The 16,888-nt window shown below is 60.5% G+C and carries 15 protein-coding genes; 8 read left to right on the top strand and 7 right to left on the bottom strand.

Annotated elements, in window-relative coordinates; translation table 11 throughout:
• Genes tssG through tssA form a run of 6 tightly spaced genes read right to left on the bottom strand, consistent with a single transcriptional unit; the run spans position 1 to position 6,748 of the window.
• A complete protein-coding gene (gene tssG / locus C4J92_RS12280) occupies positions 1-1,008 on the bottom strand; it encodes a type VI secretion system baseplate subunit TssG (protein ID WP_124404022.1) in 1,008 nt (335 codons plus the stop codon).
• Positions 972-2,759, bottom strand: coding sequence for a type VI secretion system baseplate subunit TssF (gene tssF / locus C4J92_RS12275; RefSeq protein WP_124404021.1), 1,788 nt, complete (start codon positions 2,757-2,759; stop codon positions 972-974). The genes tssG and tssF overlap by 37 nt, the downstream gene beginning before the upstream one ends.
• On the bottom strand, positions 2,749-3,150 hold the full coding sequence (tssE, locus tag C4J92_RS12270; RefSeq protein ID WP_124404020.1) for a type VI secretion system baseplate subunit TssE: 402 nt from the start codon (positions 3,148-3,150) through the stop codon (positions 2,749-2,751). The genes tssF and tssE overlap by 11 nt, the downstream gene beginning before the upstream one ends.
• A 14-nt stretch (positions 3,151-3,164) precedes the next feature.
• Positions 3,165-4,646: a type VI secretion system contractile sheath large subunit gene (tssC, locus tag C4J92_RS12265; RefSeq protein ID WP_124370537.1), complete on the bottom strand. Its 1,482-nt coding sequence runs from the start codon at positions 4,644-4,646 to the stop codon at positions 3,165-3,167.
• Positions 4,647-4,661: 15 nt separating this feature from the next.
• On the bottom strand, positions 4,662-5,171 hold the full coding sequence (gene tssB / locus C4J92_RS12260) for a type VI secretion system contractile sheath small subunit (protein ID WP_124370536.1): 510 nt from the start codon (positions 5,169-5,171) through the stop codon (positions 4,662-4,664).
• 23 nt (positions 5,172-5,194) lie between these two features.
• Positions 5,195-6,748, bottom strand: a complete 1,554-nt coding sequence (gene tssA / locus C4J92_RS12255) for a type VI secretion system protein TssA (RefSeq protein ID WP_124404019.1) — start codon at positions 6,746-6,748, stop codon at positions 5,195-5,197.
• A gap of 468 nt (positions 6,749-7,216) precedes the next feature.
• Between tssA and C4J92_RS12250 the strand changes: the two genes are divergently transcribed.
• Complete coding sequence (locus C4J92_RS12250) at positions 7,217-7,732, top strand: Hcp family type VI secretion system effector (protein ID WP_124404018.1); 516 nt, start codon at positions 7,217-7,219, stop codon at positions 7,730-7,732.
• A gap of 49 nt (positions 7,733-7,781) precedes the next feature.
• Here C4J92_RS12250 and C4J92_RS12245 read toward each other — a convergent pair whose 3' ends face one another.
• Positions 7,782-8,603, bottom strand: a complete 822-nt coding sequence (locus tag C4J92_RS12245) for an aldo/keto reductase (protein WP_124404017.1) — start codon at positions 8,601-8,603, stop codon at positions 7,782-7,784.
• A 106-nt stretch (positions 8,604-8,709) separates the two neighbouring features.
• On the opposite strand from C4J92_RS12245, the gene C4J92_RS12240 reads away from it, so the two are divergent.
• From C4J92_RS12240 to C4J92_RS12210, 7 genes are all read left to right on the top strand, one after another.
• Positions 8,710-9,204: a DUF1543 domain-containing protein gene (locus C4J92_RS12240; RefSeq protein ID WP_124404016.1), complete on the top strand. Its 495-nt coding sequence runs from the start codon at positions 8,710-8,712 to the stop codon at positions 9,202-9,204.
• Between the two features lie 116 nt (positions 9,205-9,320).
• Positions 9,321-9,602: a peptidylprolyl isomerase gene (locus C4J92_RS12235; protein ID WP_124404015.1), complete on the top strand. Its 282-nt coding sequence runs from the start codon at positions 9,321-9,323 to the stop codon at positions 9,600-9,602.
• Between the two features lie 129 nt (positions 9,603-9,731).
• Positions 9,732-11,591, top strand: a complete 1,860-nt coding sequence (locus C4J92_RS12230) for an extracellular solute-binding protein (RefSeq protein ID WP_124404014.1) — start codon at positions 9,732-9,734, stop codon at positions 11,589-11,591.
• The gene (locus C4J92_RS12225; RefSeq protein ID WP_124404013.1) at positions 11,591-12,649 is read left to right on the top strand and encodes a microcin C ABC transporter permease YejB; all 1,059 of its coding nucleotides are present in this window, start codon (positions 11,591-11,593) and stop codon (positions 12,647-12,649) included. Before C4J92_RS12230 ends, C4J92_RS12225 begins: the two co-directional genes overlap by 1 nt.
• Complete coding sequence (locus C4J92_RS12220; RefSeq protein ID WP_164484536.1) at positions 12,649-13,671, top strand: ABC transporter permease; 1,023 nt, start codon at positions 12,649-12,651, stop codon at positions 13,669-13,671. Before C4J92_RS12225 ends, C4J92_RS12220 begins: the two co-directional genes overlap by 1 nt.
• Positions 13,672-13,681: 10 nt before the next feature.
• On the top strand, positions 13,682-15,253 hold the full coding sequence (locus C4J92_RS12215; RefSeq protein WP_124404012.1) for an ABC transporter ATP-binding protein: 1,572 nt from the start codon (positions 13,682-13,684) through the stop codon (positions 15,251-15,253).
• 73 nt (positions 15,254-15,326) lie between these two features.
• A complete protein-coding gene (locus C4J92_RS12210; protein ID WP_124404011.1) occupies positions 15,327-16,736 on the top strand; it encodes a sigma-54-dependent Fis family transcriptional regulator in 1,410 nt (469 codons plus the stop codon).
• Positions 16,737-16,888 lie beyond the last annotated feature (152 nt).

Raw genomic sequence — 16,888 nt, 5'->3', positions numbered from 1 at the left:
TTAATGAAAATGGCCGGCGAGTGTGATCGCACCGTCCGCTCGCTCATGTTCCAGCCAACTGGTCCAACCCAGGCGGCACACATTGTTTTCGCCGATATGCAACGCCCTGATTTCGCCGGGTGCCAATACCAGGCGCAGGTCAAATTGCAACGCGTCTCGCGCGGTTAAACGCACCAGCGAGCATGCGGGGGAATAGGCCGTTCCCGTGGGCAGAAAGTCGTGAAAACGCTGCCAGCCCAGGGCCTTGATGTGCACCCTGAACTTGCCGCTGCGATCAGCGATGCGACGCCCTAGTACCAGGTCGTGGCCAAGCGTGCAGTTGGCGTGGCCCAAGTCATTGCGCTGCGAATGCGCGACGTCCACCGTGCGTTCGACCCATTGCTCGATGAACACCTGGGCATGCTTGAAGTAATACCGCAGGACGGTCTCCATCAACGCAGCCGAGTGCGCGCGCAGACTCAGAAGCCCGAGGTAAGGCAGCAAGCGCTTGCAATCAAGAAGCGAGGCGCCCCGTATCGCGTGACTGCCGAGGCCAATCAGCGCAAACATTTGCTGGGAAAACCCATCACTGGCGCCCTTTTGAAAGCAGGCCCGGTAACGGTATTTGCGCCAGATCGGTAACATCAGACGGTGCAGTCGATGGTGGAACATATCGAGGAAGTCCCGCGTGGGGTTACCACCTGCGCGCTCCGCAAACGCCTGCTCGGCATAAAACGCGGGCAATGGTGAGCCCGCGCCAAACAACCCCAGCACGTTGATGCGCAGACGCGCCCGCAAGTGCCCGTGGTCCATGAAAAACTCCACACGATCAATATCGTGTCCCGCAAACCCCAGGCCTGGATTGGCCTGGAATTCCAGCTGGTCATACAGCGCATCCTCATCCAGCAGGGGATGAGCTTCACGTAAACGTGCGACCACCTGCACCACCGCCTGGAATAGCGTGTATTCGCGGATGGCACGGCAAAGCTGAGTCAAAGCAGGGGTTGCTGCCCCATCCGGAACGGCCATAGATACACGTCTCCTTGTGTGCTGATCACTCGCAACTCGTGATACGAATTGAGGCTGGCGTAAAGCGCAAAGAACTGATTGAGGACCGAAGCGAACACAAACAGATCGCCCTGGCCTGCAAACCCCAGGGGATCCACCGTCAGGTCCACCCGCAATCCGCGAATCGGCAGGCCACGGTGCAACCGGTCAACCGCTTCGTGCTGGATAGAGCGCAGCGCGCCCAACTTTTTCTGGCTGATTTTCAGCGCCTGTCGATCGTGATAGCGCGGCAGGTCGTAGGTCGCGAGAATCACTTTCAATGCGTTGATATCGGTCAGCGACACATAGTTGAGCGACATGTTGCTGATGAGCTTCCAGAGATAATCCTGATCCAGTGGCGGCGCAAAACTCGCGGTTGGCGCAGTGATGTTACGGAACGTCAATGACTCAGGGGTGTGCTCGCCGGGCTGGTTGATCTCACCTGCCCTTAGCTGTCGCGGCAGACCGGCATTGGTACAGGTCAGCTCGATCGACAGTGTTTCCGGGCCCTGCTCGCAGCGATCGCCAAAGCCTATCCAGGTAGCCAGCCCGTCATGCTGGACCGACGGCCGTTGACGGATGCTGAAGCTGGGTAGCGCCCGCGAAGTTTCGCCATCATGGTCATGCTCGAACGACTCAAAGGGCACGTAGGTTTGATAGCCCAAGCCGCCAGGACGCCATCCGGTAACACGGTCAACCGAAAACACCCCAGCGTTTTCCGGAGAATATTCCCCCGGCAACAGCAGGTATTCATCCTGTTTTCCATCCAGCCGAATGGGTATCGCGTCGTGACTGAACAGGTTGACGATAGGCGTGCAGTACAGCTTGACGTTGTCCAGGGTGGGGCGCTGGAGCGCATGCCCCTGGGGGCGCAGCTCGAAGCGCAACACCATGCCATGTGCCTGCTTGAGCACCTCTTGGGGGAATCGATGCAGCGCACCCAACCCTTGAACATCGACAAACAAGTATTTCTCGGGAAACGTGAAATATTCCTGCAAGTGGCGATAACCACGGAAGGTGTTTTGCGGGTAAGGAATCAATGCGTGTTCCTCTGCAAAACCCACCGGCTGAACCTGGTTGGCGCCGAGCCGTAGCGTCGCGGGTTGACCATCGATCCCGTTGACCGGCAAATCGTTTTGGTCCAATAGCTGCAGATGGATGCCATCCAGATGTCGCAACAAGCTGAGGTACAGGCCTTGGCTCACATAGTGGTCTCCGGCCAGGTGCAGTCGTAACGATTCGAATGTCAGCGCACTGAAATTCCCCTCTGTACTCAGGGTCAGGCGCAGGTCCAACCAGGCCGCTTCGCCCTGGCAGGTGTAATCCAGACGACGAAGTTGCAGCGGCATCACGTCGGTGGCATAGCAGGTTCTGAAACGGCAACGTTCGCCCTGGATAGGCACGCTTTCCACTGCGGTGTCCCGTGCCACGCGAACGCTGGGGCCGGCGCAGTTCAACGGGTCAAATTGCAGGATGCTGAAAGCAGGCATCGGCCGCATGTAATTGGGCCATAACAGCTGCATCAGGGAATGCGTCAACTCAGGCAGCTCGTCATCAAGCTTCTGGCGCAGGCGTGCGGTCAGGAATGCAAAACCCTCCAGCAAACGCTCCACATCCGGGTCTTGACCGGTCTCGGCGAGAAACGGTGCCAGGGCCGGGTTGCGCTCGGAAAAGCGCCGCCCGAGTTGTCGCAGGGCACTGAGTTCGCTTTGAAAATAGCGGTTAAAGGCCATCTGCGCAGACCTCTACCTGCCCGGCATCCGCCAGGCGCGCATGGAACACGACAGATTGTGTGCCACCGTCGATGAGCAGCCCGGCATCGATGGCAAAGGCCAGTGCCAACGATTCATGGACGCGCGGGAGCACCCTGACGCAAACATTCACCAGCCGTGGTTCGTAAGCCTGGATGAAACGCTCGATCAGCAGGCGTGACTGGGTCAGGGATTCATGCAGGCTGAGCCGCATATCATTGAGATCAGGCAAGCCGTAATCCGGCAGCGTCTGCACGCTGCCGGCGCGGGTGCTGAGCATTTTCGTCAAATGCGCGGCGACGGACGTCATACGGCATTCGCTGGCACACGCCTCGGACTCAAGGCGCTCGAAAAGGCTGTTGTGGTGGCGCATCCCCTGGCCTCGGCTCATTCTTTGTCGAGCTTGCCGACGAGGGACAAGGTGAAGTCCGCCCCCATGTATTTGAAATGCGGCCGTACGCTCAAACTGACGCGGTACCAGCCCGGCTCACCCTCGACATCGCTGACGACGATGCGCGCTGCGCGCAGCGGACGGCGCCCGCGCACCTCGGCACTGGGGTTTTCCTGATCCGCCACGTATTGGCGAATCCACTTGTTGAGTTCCAACTCCAGGTCGGTGCGTTCCTTCCACGAGCCCAGTTGTTCGCGCTGCAGGACTTTGAGGTAGTGGGCCAGGCGATTGATCACCATCATGTAAGGCAACTGGGTACCGAGCCGGTAGTTCAGCTCCGCTGCCTTGCCCTCTTCGCTGATGCCGAACGTCTTGGGTTTCTGCACGGAACTGGCGGAAAAGAAGGCAGCGTTGTCACTGCCCTTGCGCATGGTCAGGGCGATGAACCCTTCTTGCGCCAACTCGTATTCGCGTCGGTCTGAAACCAGTACCTCGGTAGGGATCTTGGTTTCAATCTCACCCATGCTCTGGAAATGATGCAGCGGCAAGTCCTCGACCGCCCCGCCACTCTGGGGGCCGATGATGTTCGGGCACCAGCGAAAGCGCGCGAAACTGTCGGTCAGGCGAGTGGCGAAAGCGTAGGCCGTATTGCCCCACAGGTAGTGCTCGTGGCTGTTGACCACATTTTCCTGGTAGGCAAAGGTTTTGACCGGGCACTCAAGGGGGTCGTACGGCGTGCGCAATAAAAAACGCGGCACGGTAAGGCCGATGTAGCGGGCATCTTCGCTCTGGCGAAAGCTTTGCCACTTGGCAAACTGCGGGCCTTCGAAATGATCCTTGAGATCCTTGAGGTCAGGTAGACCGGTGAAGCTTTCCAGACCAAAGAAACCCGGCCCGGCGGCCGCAATGAACGGCGCGTGAGCCATACCGGCAACGCTGGAAACGTATTGCATGAGTTTCACATCAGGCGCGCTGGGGGACAGGAAGTAGTTGGCGATGATCGCCCCCACCGGCTGGCCGCCAAACTGGCCGTATTCAGCGCTGTAGATATGCTTGTAAAGCCCCGACTGGGTAACTTCAGGGGAATCCTCGAAGTCGTCCAACAGGTCCTGCCGCGAGACATTCAGCAGCTCTATCTTGATGTTCTCGCGGAAATTGGTGCGCTCGACCAGCAGTTGCAGCCCTCGCCAGGCTGCCTCGAGTGCCTGGAAGTCCGGGTGGTGCAGGATCTCATCCACTTGCTGGCTGAGCTTGGCATCGATCTCGGCAATCATCCGGTCGACCAGACGCTTCTTGACCGGTTCTTCGCGGTTGTGAGGCTTTACCAGTTCTTCGATAAACGCCGACACACCCCGCTTGGCGATGCTGTACGCCTCGTCATCGGCGCTCAGCAACGTCTGGGCAATGATGTTGTCGAGAATGCTGCACTCGTCGGCGGCTTTGGGCAGAGGCAGCGTGTTGTACTGGGTAGTCGTCATGGTATCAGTGTCCTTTTACTGAATAGGTTCGGCATCAGGGCTGCTCAGCCCCAGTTCGGCCAGCACCCGAGCACGGGAGTCATCATCGGCCAGCGCCTGCTCAATGGCTTTACGAAAGCTCGGGGTGTTGCCCAGCGGGCCCTTGAGCGCCACCAATGCCTCACGCAGCACCATCAGCTTTTGCAACTGCGGTATTTGCTCGACCAGGCTGGCGGGGTTGAAGTCCTTCATCGAGTTGATTCGCACCTGGACCGCCAGCTCTTCAACCTCAGCGTCATCCTGAAGGCGATTGGGCACGCTCAATGTCAAGTTCAGGGCCTGTTTGGCCAACACCTCGTCGAGGCTGTTCTTGTCGATCCCGATAGGCTTGCGATCCTCAAGCTTGCGCGGGTCGTCGCGCTGGGAAAAATCCCCCAACACCAACAGTTTCAACGGCAGCTCGACGTCCTCCTGAGCACCACCCAGTGCGGGTTTGAAGGTGATGTTGATACGTTCCTTGGGTGCTACCGAACCGTCTTTGGCCATGGTGTTTCTCCTTTGGATGTTTTTTATTCGAGTACTGCTTCCAGATCGAACTGGCACAACCGGCGATGCGTGGCGTCTTTGCTTTCGCGCACGGCGTGGTTTTGCGGCAACAGGTCATAGCAGCGGTACAGGAGCCGGCCGACGTGCAGGGCCAGTTCCGGCTCCCAGCGGTCCAGGCCCGCGCGCTGTAATTCGAGGTCCAGCTGTTCCAGCTGGATTCTGCCCAGGTCAGGCTTGCCCGCCCGCATGCACAACCTGGCCAGTGCCAGGCGCCAATGAAAGCGCGCGCGTTCACTGCCAGCGCTGTGCAAACCCTGCTTGAGCACGCCGACGGCAGCCTTGAGTCCATCCTTGCGCAAGCTGGGCATGACCGTCTGCAAGGCGGCTTCCCAGGGTTCGCTGCCGCCATCGGCAACGGCATTGAAAGGCTCGGCTTTGTGCAGGTGGCGAACAACATGAAGCGTGATCCACTCACAGGTCGCCGGGCCAGCAAACGACGTGCCGTCGTCGAAGCGCAATTCAGGCAGGTTCGGCAGACGTTGCAATAACAGCGCGAAGCTCGTTTCCAGCTCGGTCATGGCCAGGTTCGCGTGCAAGGCTTCAAGGCATTCCCAGAGCATGCGTAGCCCATCGAACCAGAACAATGCGCCCGCCAGGCTGACCTCGAGTTCAAGCAACAGCTCGGCGTGATGGCCTTGGCTGAGACGATCCTGGTAACGTTTAAGCTTGTCGGGAGCCAGCGGGCGCAACGCCGTCACCCCCTCACTGTTGGCATCGGGATAATTGACCAGGCTCAGCCACGCCAAGGTGCGTCCCAAACGCAAGGCCCGCAGGTCGGTGGCATTCTGGCGCAACCACCAGGCACACAACGTACGGGCCTGTTCCTGTAAGGCGCGCAGCACTTTGTGGGCATCTTTTTCATTGTTGATCAGCAACTCAGGCTTGAGCGACTGCGTGAGCGCCTGCTTGACCTGGGTGATCACGCCCGCAGCGCCCGCTGACTGCGCGCCGTCTTGCGTGGCACGCGCCAGACGTTCCGCCAGTTGTCGCCGGATCGGCAACAACAACGGGGCGCCGCTGCCAAGGCGCTCGTTCAATAGCTCATCAAGGCGCACAAGGTGTGCCTGCAACGCCTGGAACAAGGGCAATCGATCGACAAGCGACAGGTTCTGCGAGAAGAGCGGGCCGAGGCGCGTCACCAGCCAAGCCAATGCGGCAACGCGGGTGCGCAGCTTGGTGGGATAGACCGCCGCCCAGTGATGCTCACAGAGATAAACCAGCAAACCGAGGCCGGCCAGCAACCCCGGGAATGAATCACGCTGATGCAGTCCCCAGGTGAGCCACACAGCGAGGCGCAGGTCCTTGGTTTGCTCACGCAACAGGCGCTCGCTGAATTCGCAGACCTGCTGCCAGTCCGGCAGGCTCGCGCCATGTATGGATTGTGCCTTGGCAACCTCGGCTTCCACGGTTTCAAACTCACTCGAAAAGCGCACGTCATTGCCGGAAAAATCCCCTGGCGAGCAAGGTTTCCGTGCAAGTTCCTGGTAATAAGCGCACAACTTTTCTGAATGAACCATTTTTGGGCTGCACACAACTATGAAGGCTGAATAGGCAAACTTGATACTGGGAAATGCGTAGCAGAGCTCCGCTTAACCCTCGCTCAACACACAACGAAGTGAACGAACCTTAGCCATCAAAAAAACAGTCAGCAAGCCACAGCCTCACACTTAAGGAATTTCCTACGAACCCTCTAAAATCAAGGCCTGCGCAGTAATTTGCGCACTTAATCAAGTTAAATAACCCGCGATCACCGCCAACCGCGCCTGATTACTCATTTCTCACCATGAGCAATTAACTGCGCGCTTATGTGCAACTTAAAATACTAAACATCCGCAAAATCACCCCCATATGAAACGCTTTAACTTCTCACACCTTGATTTCATTGACCCACGCACTTTCAGGCACGCTTTTTGTTAAAGGCATTTCACCCGACCGGCAACTTCACCGTTCGGGAGCACCTACTCAATCAGACAAGGAAACCCGTCATGCCAACACCCGCGTACCTCTCAGTCACCGGTGTCAAACAAGGTTTGATCACCGCAGGTACATTTACCCAGGACTCGGTAGGCAACATTTATCAGGAAGGCCACGAGGATCAGATTCTGGTGCAGGCATTTGCCCATCAGGTGATCATTCCCCGCGACCCGCAATCGGGCCAGCCTACCGGCCAGCGCGTGCATAAACCGCTGATGATCAGCAAGGTCTTCGACAAATCCTCGCCCCTGCTATTCAGCGCACTGACCTCGGGGGAAGAAGTGTCGTGCCGGTTGGAATGGTTTCGCACCTCTTCGGCAGGCACCCAGGAGCACTACTTCACCATTGAACTGGAAGGCGCGACGATCGTGGACGTCCAGTCGCGCATGCCCAGCTGCCAGGACCCGGACAACGCCCACTTCACCCATCTGGAGGACGTGTATTTCACCTATCGCAAGATCGTCTGGACCCATGAAGTAGCCGGCACTTCAGGCTCGGACGACTGGCGCAGTCCAGTGGCCGGCTGACCGCGGCGGTGGCGGGAACGGCCCAGGGAAGGTGCCGTTCCTGCTGGCGCTACACCATCGCCAGCGGGTGCTTGCGCTTGGGTGCGCCAAATACGCGGTCGATCGCGTCCAGGTCATGCTCGTCCAACACCAGCTTCGCAGCAGCGGCATTTTGCCGTATGTGGTCGGGCGTTACTGCCTTGGGGATGGCGATCACACCTTCTTGACGCAGGACCCAGGCGAGGGAGACTTGCGCGGGCGTAGCCTCATGACGATGGGCAATCTGCTTGAGCGTCGGGCTCGCCAACAGCTCGCCGCCCTGGGCAATCGGGCAGTAAGCCATCAAGGGCAGATGGTGCTGTTGCCACCATGGCAGCAGGTCGAATTCAATACCACGTTCTTCAATGTTGTAGAGCACCTGATTGGTCGCACACGCGGGGGACGCCAGTTCCTGCAGGTCTGCCACATCGAAGTTGGAAACACCCCAGCGGCCGATTTTGCCAGCTTCGCGCAGACGCTCGAACGCTTCGACAGTTTCTGCAAGGGGGTACTGGCCGCGCCAATGCAGCAGGTACAGATCGATGTAGTCGGTGCCCAGGCGCTGAAGGCTGGCTTCGCAGGCGCGGGGCACGCCTTGGCTGCTGGCGTTGTGCGGATAGACCTTGCTCACCAGAAATACCCGGTCGCGGCGGCCCTTGATAGCCTCGCCGACCACCTCCTCCGCACCGCCTTCGCCGTACATTTCAGCGGTATCGATCAGGGTCAGGCCTTCGTCGATACCCAGCTGCAAGGCGGCCACTTCGGCGCGGCGCTGGTTTGGGTCTTCGCCCATGCGCCAGGTTCCCTGGCCGATGACAGGGACGGGAACACCGGCCAGATCGATAGTACGCATGACAACCTCCTGATGAGTTCGCGGATTAACAGTGTGGCATTGACCGGACAAAAGGGTTCAATCGCAGTATGGTTGGCCTCTGATCAATCGCCAGGAATCACCCGCAATGCTGTTTGTTGTGATGCTCGGGGGCAAGCACCCCAGGGCCCGGATCGAAGTACACGATGTGGCGTTTGCCGTGGCGGATACGCTACAGGCCACCTACCCGCAATTGCGCGACGCCTGGTTTGGCAGTCCCAAGGGCGTGCACATCGATTCGTGGATGGCGGTCGATGGTGTCGACGGCTGGAAGGTCGAGTTCAGCCAATTGGCGCCGCATGGCGATGCGCCTCGCTTGTATTTCATCAACCTCGGCGGCTATGAGGCCAACCGCTTCGGCGAGGCGCATCACTACCTGTTGCTGGTGGCGCGCGACAAGCGCGAAGCGATGAGCAAGGGCAAGCAGCACCTGTTGCGCCACTGGTCCCAGGCCCACACCGACGCGGTAATGGATATCGACGATTGCCTGCCCATCGACCTGGTGGACGGCCGTTATGTGCATCTTGTACAAGGCCCGCACGCCCCCATCGTGCAGCAAAACGACTACATCGTTTTGGCCTGAACCCCGCGGGCCAGGCCGCTTCTGGCCCGCTCAGGCAAGTAGACGGAACTTTGCCAGGAAATAACCGCCTGAATCCGGTAGGCTCACCGTTTTTTTCACTCAAGGAGTTATTTCCCATGGCCAAAGCCACCGCCCGCCACATCCTCGTTTCTACTGAAGAGAAGTGCAGCGAACTCAAGTCCCAGATCGAAGGCGGCGCTGATTTCGCAGAAGTCGCCAAAGCCAACTCCAGCTGCCCGTCCAGCCGTCAAGGCGGCGACCTGGGTTCGTTCGGTCCAGGCCAGATGGTCAAGGAATTCGACAGCGTGGTGTTCAGCGCCCCAGTCAATACCGTACAAGGCCCGGTGAAAACCCAGTTCGGTTATCACCTGCTGGAAGTCACCAGCCGCCAGGACTGATTCAGTCTGTGCTGATGTTGTAGACAACGGCCCGCCATTTGGCGGGCCGTTGTGCATGTGATGACTGACGACGCTTAAGCCGTTAACGTACAGCTCTCTATTTTTGTTCATCCGCGCTCAAGGCTGATAATGCGATTGGCTTTTCCCAGACTGTTCAGCATCACCCTGGTCGTGTTACTGACCAGCAGCGCCGTGATCGCGGCGCCACAAGCGTCCCTCACGGTGTATGGCGAGCCGGCCAAGTACCCCGACGGCTTCAGCCATTTCGACTATGCCAACCCCAATGCCCCCAAAGGCGGCAGCCTGCGCCGCTCCGCCCTGGAAATCGGGCGCTTTGACCATGTATTGCCGTATGTCGATAAAGGCATCGGTGTCTCCCAGGTCGATGGCTGGGTTTATGCGCCTCTGGCCCAGCGCTCCCTGGACGAGCCCTACACGGTCTACGGCCTGGTCGCGCAAAAGATGGAACGCGCCGACGACGGCCTGTCGCTGCGGTTCTACCTCAATCCCAAGGCGCGGTTTGCCGATGGCAAACCGATCACCGCCGAAGACGTGCGCTACAGCTTCGACTTGTTGATGACCCAAGGCAGCCTGCGTTTTCGCACGCTGTTCGCCGACGTCAAGCATGTCGAAGTCGAAAGCGAGCGCCAGGTGCGTTTCGACTTCTCCAGCAATGAAAACCGCACCCTGCCCCTGGATCTCGCCACCCTGCCGGTGTTCCCCGAACATTGGTGGAAGAGCCGCGACTTCGCCAACGGCGGCGGCTATGAAGCCCCACTGGGCAGTGGCCCGTACAAGGTCAGCAAGATCGACTCCGGCAACACCATCACTTTTACTCGCGACCCCGATTGGTGGGGCAAGGATTTGCCGGTCAGCCGTGGCCTGTACAACTTCGATCACTTGAGCCTTGAGTATTTCGGCGACATCGAAGTGGCGCGCCAGGTGCTGCGCGGCGGTGCCTACGACTTCAATCGGGAGTTTACCGCCACCGGCTACTCCATCGGTTATAACGGCCCGGCCCTTGACGATGGCCGCCTGCAACGCGCGCATCTGGCCAAGGGGATGCCGCAACCGGCCCAGGGCTATGTCTTCAATGTGCAAAACCCGATGTTCAAGGACCGCCGCGTGCGCCAGGCCCTGGCCATGCTGTGGGATTTCGAATGGGCCAACCGGCAGATGATGCGCAACCTGTACATCCGCCAGCAGAGCTATTTCTCCAACAGCCCGCTCGCCGCCACCCAGTTACCAACCCAAGAGGAACTGGCGATCCTGGAACCCTTGCGCGGGCAGATTCCCGATGAGGTGTTCACCCAGGTGTTCAAGGCGCCCGTTACCGATGGCAGCGGCATGATCCGCGACAAACAGTTACAGGCCCTGGCACTGCTGGAAGAAGCGGGCTGGAAGCCTGAAGGCGACAAACTGGTCAACGCCGAGGGCAAGCCGTTAGAGTTCACCTTCCTTAACGCCCAGGCGGGCCTGGAACGTCTACTGCTGCCGTACAAACGCAACCTCGCGCAGATCGGCATCACCTTGAATATCCGCCGCATCGACTCCTCCCAGTACGTCAACCGCTTGATGGCGCGGGACTACGACATGATCGTCACCGGTTTTCCGGTGACCACCTCGCCGGGCATGGAGCTGTACAATTTCTTCGGTTCCGCCGCCGCGTTCGATCCGGGCGCCAACAATTACATGGCGCTCCAGGACCCGGCCGTCGACCGCCTGATCAAGGGCCTGGTCAAGGCCGACACCCAGGCGCAGATGCTCACCTATGCGCACGCGCTGGACCGGGTGCTGCAGTGGAACTACCTGTGGATTCCCAACTATTACCCGCCCGGCACCTCCGCCGCGTGGTGGAACCGCTTCGGCCGCCCGGCCATCGAGGCGAAAAACGATGAAGCCCTGGAAACCTGGTGGGAAGTCAGCCCGACGCCACTGACCAACGAGCAGATGCAAGCCGAGCTGAAAAAACGCGGGGGTGCGCGCTGATGTTTGCCTATATCGTGCGGCGCCTGCTGCTGATCATCCCGACCCTGGTGATTATCCTGCTGGTGAATTTCGTGATCGTGCAGGCCGCGCCCGGAGGGCCGGTGGAACAAGCCATCGCCCACCTGCAAGGCATCGGCGGCGGTGGTGTGGGCGGCGGCGCAGGCGAAGGCATCAGCGGCTCGCGGGCCAGCCGTGGCCTGGACCCGAAGCTGATCAAGGACATCGAAAAGCAGTATGGCTTCGACAAGCCTGCGCCGGAACGCCTGTGGCTGATGCTCAAGAGCTACGCCCAACTGGACTTCGGCAACAGCTTCTTTCGCGGCTCGACGGTGATCGACCTGATCCTGGAAAAGATGCCGGTCACGATTTCCCTCGGCCTGTGGGCCACCTTGATCACTTACCTGGTGTCGATCCCTTTGGGCATCCGCAAGGCGGTGCGCCATGGCAGCAGCTTCGATGTGTGGAGCAGCACCGCCATCGTGATCGGCTATGCGATGCCGGCGTTCCTGTTCGCGATGTTCCTGATCGTGGTGTTTGCCGGCGGCACGTCGCTGAACTGGTTCCCGGTGCGCGGGTTGGTGTCGGAGAACTTCGAAACACTGAGCACCGTGGGCAAGATTGCCGACTACTTCTGGCACCTGGTATTGCCGGTCACGGCGCTGGTGATCGGCGGGTTCGCCACCTTGACCATCCTCACCAAAAACTCGTTCCTCAACGAAATTACCCGGCAGTACGTGGTCACCGCGCGCGCCAAGGGCTTGAGCGAACGCCGCGTGCTGTACGGCCATGTGTTTCGCAACGCGATGCTGCTGGTGATTTCCGGGATTCCCCAGGCGTTCATCAGCGTGTTCTTCGCCGGTTCCCTGCTGATCGAAATGATCTTCTCCCTCGATGGCCTGGGCCGCATGAGCTATGAAGCGGCCGTCTCACGGGACTACCCGGTGGTGTTTGGTTCGTTGTTTATCTTCACCCTGTTCGGGCTCTTGATAAAACTCATCGGCGACCTCTGTTACACCCTGGTGGACCCGCGTATCGACTTCGCTGCGAGGAACGCCTGATGCTCAATCTGTCGCCCGTGGCTCGTCGGCGTTTCGAGCGCTTCAAGAAGAACCGTCGCGGCTGGTGGTCGCTGTGGCTATTTATCGGGTTGTTTATCCTGACCCTCGGTGGCGAGTTGATCGCCAACGACAAGCCGCTGGTGCTCAGTTTCAAGCACGAACTGTATTTCCCGGTATTCAAGCGCTACACCGAACAGCAGTTCGGCGGGCAACTGCCGTTCCAGGCCGACTACCGCAGTGACTACGTGCAGAAGCTGATCAAGCAGGACGGCGGCTGGATGTGGTTCCCGCCGATCCCGTTCAGCGACGATACGCCCAATTACGAGCTGGCCCGCCCTGCCCCCAGCCCGCCGTCGACGGTGAACTGGCTGGGCACCGATGACCAATCGCGGGATGTGCTGGCGCGGGTGATCTTCGGCGCACGGGTGTCGATCCTGTTTGCCCTGGCGCTGACCGCGATCAGCGCCGCCATCGGCATCGCCGCCGGGGCGTTGCAGGGTTACTACGGCGGCTGGGTGGACTTGCTGGGGCAACGCATCCTCGAGGTGTGGTCGGGCCTGCCGGTGCTGTACCTGCTGATTATCCTGTCGGGCTTTGTCGAGCCGAATTTCTGGTGGTTGCTGGGCATCATGGCGCTGTTTTCCTGGCTGGCGCTGGTGGATGTGGTGCGCGCCGAGTTCCTGCGCGGGCGCAACCTGGAGTACGTCAAGGCCGCGCGCGCTCTGGGCCTGGGCGACGGCAAGATCATTGGCCGGCATATCCTGCCCAATGCCATGACTGCGACCTTGAGCTATTTGCCGTTCATCCTGACCGGGGCGATTTCGACCTTGAGCGCCCTGGATTTCCTCGGCTTCGGCATGCCGGCCGGCAGTGCGTCGCTGGGCGAGTTGATCGCCCAAGGCAAGCAGAACCTGCAAGCCCCATGGCTGGGCCTGACGGCGTTTTTTACCCTGGCGCTGATCCTGTCGCTGCTGGTGTTTATCGGCGAGGCGTTGCGTGATGCCTTCGACCCTCGCTCATGAGTGACTGCGTATGAACCTGATCGAAATCCGTGACCTCAGCGTGGCGTTCAGCGGCCACACCGTGGTGCGCAATGTGAACCTGGACGTGCGCCCCGGCGAGTGCCTGGCGCTGGTGGGTGAGTCGGGCTCGGGCAAGTCGGTGACCGCCCATTCGATCCTGCAACTGCTGCCCGAAGCCGGCACGCTCAGCACAGGCTCGGTGAAGTATCGCGGCCAGGAGCTGATGGGCGCGTCGCCTAAGGCCCTGCAAAAGCTGCGCGGCAACCGTATCGCCATGATCTTCCAGGAGCCGATGACCTCGCTGAACCCGCTGCACACGATCGAAAAGCAGATCGGCGAGACCCTGCTGCTGCACAAGGGTCTGGGCGGCAAGGCGGCGCAGGCGCGTATCCTCGAGCTGCTCGACCTGGTCGGCATCCAGAAACCCCAGGAGCGGCTCAAGGCCTACCCCCATCAACTCTCCGGAGGCCAGCGCCAGCGGGTGATGATCGCCATGGCCTTGGCTTGCGAGCCGGAGCTGCTGATTGCCGACGAACCCACCACCGCGCTGGACGTGACCGTACAGCGCAAGATCCTGCTGCTGCTCAAGTCGTTGCAGCAACGCCTGGGCATGTCACTGCTACTGATAAGCCACGACCTCAACCTGGTGCGCAGCATTGCCCAGCGGGTGTGCGTGATGCGCGCCGGAGAGATCGTCGAGCAGGCCGACTGCCAGGCCTTGTTTGCCGCGCCACAGCACCCCTACAGCCGCTTGCTGCTGGACGCCGAGCCCTCGGCTGAAGTGTTGTGCGGCGAGGAGCGCGAGACCGTATTGCAGGTGAACGACCTGAGCGTGCGGTTTGCTCTCGGCGGCGGGCTGCTGCGACCCAAGCGCTACCTGCAGGCGGTGGACGGTATCAGCCTCAGTGTGCAACGCGGCAAAACCTTGGGGATTGTCGGTGAGTCCGGCTCGGGCAAGTCGACCCTGGGCCAGGCGATCCTGCGCCTGCTCGATTCCACCGGCAGCATCCGCTTCCAGGGCGAGGCCCTCGACCCGCTCAACCACCGGCAGATGCGTCCATGGCGCAAGCAGATGCAGGTGGTGTTCCAGGACCCGTATGGCAGCCTCAGCCCGCGCATGTCAGTGCAACAGATCATCAGCGAGGGCCTGGAAGTGCATGCCCCGTGCAGCCTCGACGCGCGCGAAGCGCAGGTGATCCAGGTACTCAAGGACGTCGGCCTGGACCCCGCCAGCCGGCACCGTTACCCCCATGAATTTTCCGGTGGCCAGCGCCAGCGCATCGCTATCGCCCGGGCACTGGTGCTCAAGCCGGCGCTGATGCTGCTGGATGAGCCGACCTCAGCGCTGGACCGTACGGTGCAAAAACAAGTGGTGGCCTTGTTGCGCGAACTGCAGGAGAAATACGGCCTGACCTACCTGTTCATCAGCCATGACCTGGCGGTGGTGCGGGCGATGGCCCACGATATGATCGTGGTCAAGGACGGCAAAGTGGTAGAGCGCGGCCCCAGCCATGCCGTGTTCGAAGCGCCGCAGCATCCCTACACCAAGGAACTGTTGGCTGCCGCACACATCCCGTTGTAGAAGCGCGTTTATAGTGGCGAGCGGGCTCCCTCGCCACGCTTCACCTGCTGGACCATCAATCGGCGCTATGACTATGAACACCACCGAAAACCTCAAGGACTACCAACACGTTCGCGGCCTGGCCATTCAGTCGCTGTTCGAGATTATCGAGCAGTCCAGCGAAGGCACGGTGATCGTTGACCGTGATGCGAATATCGTCTGGATGAACGAGCGCTACGCCAAGCGTTTCGGCCTCAAGAGCGCCGAGCAGGCCATCGGCCAACCCTGCGAGCAGGTGATTTCCAACAGCCTGTTGCGCCAGGTGGTGCGCAATGACCGGCCGATACTGCTGGATATCCAGGACACGCCCAAGGGCCCGCTGGTGGTGATGCGCCTGCCGATCCACGACGATGCGGGCGCGGTGATCGGTGCGATTGGCTTTGCGCTGTTCGATGAACTGCGCAACCTGTCGCCGCTGATCGAGCGCTACCTGAGCATGCAGCAGGAACTGGCGTCCACGCGTTCGCTGTTGCGCTCGCGGCAAAGCAAATACAACTTCGCGCACTTCATCGGCACCAGCGCCGCCAGCCTTGAAGTCAAGCGCCGTGCGCGGCGCAGTGCCAGCGCCGAATCGCCGGTGCTGCTGCTCGGCGAAACCGGCACCGGCAAGGAATTGCTCGCCCAGGCCATCCATGGCGCATCGCCCCGAGCCCACAAGGCGTTCGTCAGCATCAACAGCGCGGCGATCCCCCACGACCTGCTCGAAGCTGAATTTTTCGGCACCGCCCCGGGCGCCTTTACCGGCGCCGACCGCAAGGGTCGTCCCGGCAAATTCCAGATCGCCCAGGGCGGCACGCTGTTCCTCGATGAAATCGGCGACATGCCGCTGCCGCTGCAAAGCAAGTTATTGCGGGTACTGCAGGAAAAGGAATTCGAGCCGGTGGGCTCCAACGAGATGCTGCACAGCGATGTGCGGGTGATCGCGGCGACCTCCATGGACCTGGAAGCGGCGATCAAGCGTGGCGAGTTCCGTGCGGACTTGTACTACCGCCTGAACGTGTTGCCGATCCAGGTGCCGCCGCTGCGTGAACGGCTGGAAGATATTCCGGCGCTGAGCGAAGCGATCCTCGAGGAACTGCGCAGCCAGCACGAACTGGACCGCGAAGCCCTGGCGCTGTTGGCGCAGCATGCGTGGCCGGGGAATATCCGTGAGCTGCGCAACGTGCTGGAGCGGGCGGCGTTGTTGAGTGATGACCTGGTGCTGAACGCCGGAGAGATTCGGGCGGCGATTGGCACGTTCAGGCCGGTGGCGCGTGGTGCGGTAGCCACGGCCGAGGGTGAGACGTTTGCGGCGGCGCGGGAGCGGTTTGATCGGCAGGTGATTATGGCGGCGCTCGAGCACTGCGAAGGAAATGTGGTGGAGGCGGCGAGGCGATTGGGACTGGGGCGCTCAACGCTATACAAGAAGATGGTGGCCTTGGGGATTGCACAGTCTCTTATATGAGACTCAAATCTCACTATAAAGACAATCCCTGTGGTAGGGGGCTTGCCCCCGATAGCGGTCAGCCAGCTTATATATCCACTGGCTGATCCGCCGCCATCGGGGGCAAGCCCCCTCCCACATTTGATCGGTGGCGGTCTCTGAATTGAGACAAA

Source organism: Pseudomonas sp. R3-18-08 (assembly GCF_003852065.1).
Lineage (GTDB): Bacteria > Pseudomonadota > Gammaproteobacteria > Pseudomonadales > Pseudomonadaceae > Aquipseudomonas.
Note: the sequence above shows the minus strand (reverse complement) of the source record. Positions and strands in the feature narration are given on the sequence as shown.